Genomic DNA, 3405 nt, shown 5'->3' on the forward strand with positions numbered 1-3405 from the left:
CGACGCCGTCGCCTGCTCCCTGGAGAACCCCGAGACCTGCGAGGCATGCCAGTGACCACCGCCACCGAAGCCAAGAACCTGCTCGACCCCGGCTTCGAGCTGACCCTGCGCCCCATGCGCTACCCGGACTTCTACGAGCGCTACCGGGACGCCATCAAGAACACCTGGACCGTCGAGGAGGTCGACCTCCACTCCGACGTCTCCGACCTCGCCAGGCTCTCGCCGGGCGAACAGCACCTCATCGGGCGGCTGGTGGCGTTCTTCGCCACCGGCGACTCGATCGTGGCGAACAACCTGGTGCTCACGCTCTACAAGCACCTCAACTCGCCGGAGGCCCGCCTCTACCTCTCCCGCCAGCTCTTCGAGGAGGCCGTGCACGTCCAGTTCTATCTGACGCTGCTCGACACCTACCTCCCCGACCCGGACGAGCGGACCGCGGCGTTCGCCGCCGTGGAGAACATCCCGTCGATCCGCGAGAAGGCGCAGTTCTGCTTCCGCTGGATGGACTCCGTGGAGAACATCGAGCGGCTGGAGACCAGGGAGGACCGCCGCCGCTTCCTGCTCAACCTCATCTGCTTCGCCGCCTGCATCGAGGGCCTGTTCTTCTACGGCGCGTTCGCGTACGTCTACTGGCTGCGCTCCCGCGGCCTGCTGCACGGGCTCGCGACCGGCACGAACTGGGTGTTCCGCGACGAGAGCATGCACATGGACTTCGCGTTCTCCGTGGTCGACACGGTCCGCGCGGAGGAGCCGGACCTCTTCGACGAGGAGCTGGGGCGGCAGGTGCGCGACATGCTCGACGAGGCGGTGCGGGCGGAGCTGCAGTTCGCGCGGGACCTGTGCGGCGAGGGCCTGCCGGGGATGAACACCGACTCGATGCGCGCGTATCTGGAGTGCGTTGCCGACCAGCGGCTCCTCCGGCTGGGCTTCGAGCCGGTGTACGGGTCGCAGAACCCGTTCGCGTTCATGGAGTTGCAGGACGTGCAGGAGCTGACGAACTTCTTCGAGCGCCGCCCGTCCGCGTACCAGGTGGCGGTGGAGGGCTCGGTGGCGTTCGACGACGAGTTCTGAGCCCGGCGCCGGCCGGACCCGCCGCGGGGGGCGGGTCCGGCCGGCGACTGCTCGCTGCCGCGGCGCCGTTGCCGCGGGTGCCGCGGTGCTGCGGTGTTACGGTCTCCGGCGGTCAGATGCCGCAGGAGGGAGCGGACCAGTAGCGGGAGGACCGGCCGTCCACGTGCGTGTGGTCGTTGTGGCCCGGGTAGCCGGGACCGAGGATCCCGCCGAAGCCGTGGGTACGCGCCTGCTGGGCCAGCCGGCAGAACGACGGTGAGCCGACGAGGTCGGCCGCCGTGCCGTACAGATGCTGGCTGTTCGAGGCGCCGCCGACCGCGCTGTTGCACGACGTGGAGCGGAAGCCGCTGCTGATGTTGATCGGGACGTCACCGAGGGCGTGCCGCATCGCCTCCAGCTTCCACATGGTGCGCTTGGCGTTCTCCTTGGCTGTCGCCGCGGAGACCGCACCACCGCCCCAGGTGGAGTTGCACTTGTTCAGCTCGCCGTAGGTGAAGTGCACGGGTGTGCAGTCGGCGTCCTGGAGGCTGTAGATCTTGCTGAACGTGTTGGGACCCGCGACGCCGTCCGAGGCGAGCCCGTACGCGCTCTGGAACTTGGCGACCGCGGCCTTGGTACGCGGGCCGAAGTTGCCGTCGACGGCGAGGATCTCGCCGGACGTCACGTGCCCCGCCACCCGGATCTGCAGCTGGGTGACGTCGGAGCCGGACATGCCTTCCTTGAGCGTGCGGTTCCAGGTGTAGCACGAGTCCGCCTGCGCGGTGCCGGCGGTCGCGACCGTGCCGACGACCCCGGCCGCCGCGATCATGACAATGGTGAGGATGAGTCTGACCGTACGTCTGAGCATCGGACCTCCGTGCCGTACGAATGGGGGGCTCCGAGCCTCGCGTGCGCCGGGCGCGCGGTCAACGCACCGGCCGGGCGCCAGTGGTCTCGACCACTGCCGTAACCGCCGCGCAAGAGGCGGCGGTCACGGCGCCCGCCGGAGGCGGGCCGGGCGGCCGTACGGGCAGGCCGGGGGCGGCGTCAGTCGTTGGGGACGGTCTCGTACCGCGGGGTGTTCTCCGCCATCTGCTGCATGACGTCCTTGCGTTCGCGCTTGGAGAGCCGGTCGATGTAGAGCCGCCCGTGGAGGTGGTCCGTCTCGTGCTGCAGGCAGCGGGCGAAGTAGCCCGTGCCCTGCACCCGGACCGGGTTGCCGTCGAGGTCCCGGCCGCTCACCACCGCGAAGTCCGGCCGGGCCAGCGACATGTACGCGCCGGGGACGGACAGGCACCCCTCGTTGCCGTCGTCGAGCTGGCGGCGGTCGGCGGGCAGTTCCTCCAGCACGGGGTTGCACACGGCGCCCACGTGCCGTGCGCCGTCGTCGTCCGGGCAGTCGTAGACGAAGACCTTGAGGTCGACGCCGATCTGGTTGGCCGCGAGCCCCACGCCCTCCGCCGCCCGCTGGCTGGCGAACATGTCGTCCACGAGCTTCCGCAGCCCGTCGTCGAACTCCGTGACGTCCCGGCACTCGCGGTGCAGCACCGGATTGCCCACCACCGTGATCGGCCTGACCGTGCCCCGCTCGCGGGCCGCCTGCTCACGCGCCTCCGCGTCCGTCACGTCGTCGAGGAACACGTCCGGCGACTCCGCTTCCCGCCCCGCCTGCTGCTGCTCCGCCTGCTGCGTCATCCTCGCCGTACGCCTTCCTGGTTCCCGCCCGCATGAGCTTCATGTAAAGACCGGAGTCCAGGGTACGGCCAGGTTCCGACAGCCTCAGACGACTTCCTCCAGATCCCGCCAGTCCCGGGTGTCCGGACTGTCGGCGGCCCAGCTCTCCAGCAGCCCGCGCACCAGCGACGCGGGCGCGGCTATCCCGCACTCCCGCTCCGGCACCCACAGCCCGTCCTCGGTGCGGTGCACCAGCGGCCCGGGCTGGCCCGGCTCGCTGTGGTCGTGCGGGTCGAGGGTCGCCTGGAGCGAGCCCTCGGCGCTGGGCATGCAGCTCTCCGAGCAGGTGCGGCAGAGCAGCCGCACCGACGACGACCAGTCCTCGGCCGCGTATCCCGCCTCGGCCGCCAGCAGCTCGACGGCATCCCGGTCCGCCTCGGTGGCCGCCTCCAGCAGCACCACCCACGTCGGCACCGGCGACGGCGCCCACAGCTCTATCTCGTCGAAGACCGGGTACGAGGGACCCGCCAGGGTGGCCCGCTCGCCGTGCGGCACCCCGTCGTGCAGGACGACCTCGCCCCAGCGCCGCCCCGACGACGGCAGCGGGATGCTCTGCACCTCGATCCGCGCCGGGTCCAGCCGGCGGCCCCAGACGACCTCCGCCTCGCCCTCCGGCGACAG

General features: G+C 71.0%; 3 protein-coding genes and 1 pseudogene. 1 reads left to right on the forward strand and 3 read right to left on the reverse strand.

What is annotated here, in order from left to right; genetic code table 11:
* Positions 1-45: 45 nt before the first annotated feature.
* The gene (locus H5J30_RS22875; RefSeq protein WP_181789266.1) at positions 46-1071 is read left to right on the forward strand and encodes a ribonucleotide-diphosphate reductase subunit beta; all 1026 of its coding nucleotides are present in this window, start codon (positions 46-48) and stop codon (positions 1069-1071) included.
* A gap of 112 nt (positions 1072-1183) precedes the next feature.
* Here H5J30_RS22875 and H5J30_RS22880 read toward each other — a convergent pair whose 3' ends face one another.
* The 3 genes and pseudogenes from H5J30_RS22880 to H5J30_RS22890 form a co-directional block, all read right to left on the reverse strand.
* Complete coding sequence (locus H5J30_RS22880) at positions 1184-1918, reverse strand: D-Ala-D-Ala carboxypeptidase family metallohydrolase (protein ID WP_181789267.1); 735 nt, start codon at positions 1916-1918, stop codon at positions 1184-1186.
* A 179-nt stretch (positions 1919-2097) separates the two neighbouring features.
* Entirely contained in the window at positions 2098-2745 is a 648-nt protein-coding gene (gene def / locus H5J30_RS22885; RefSeq protein ID WP_181789268.1) for a peptide deformylase, read from the reverse strand.
* 84 nt (positions 2746-2829) lie between these two features.
* A pseudogene (locus tag H5J30_RS22890) lies at positions 2830-3405 on the reverse strand (hypothetical protein); the annotation flags it as partial.

It is taken from the genome of Streptomyces phytophilus, from assembly GCF_013870535.1.
Lineage (GTDB): Bacteria > Actinomycetota > Actinomycetes > Streptomycetales > Streptomycetaceae > Streptomyces > Streptomyces phytophilus.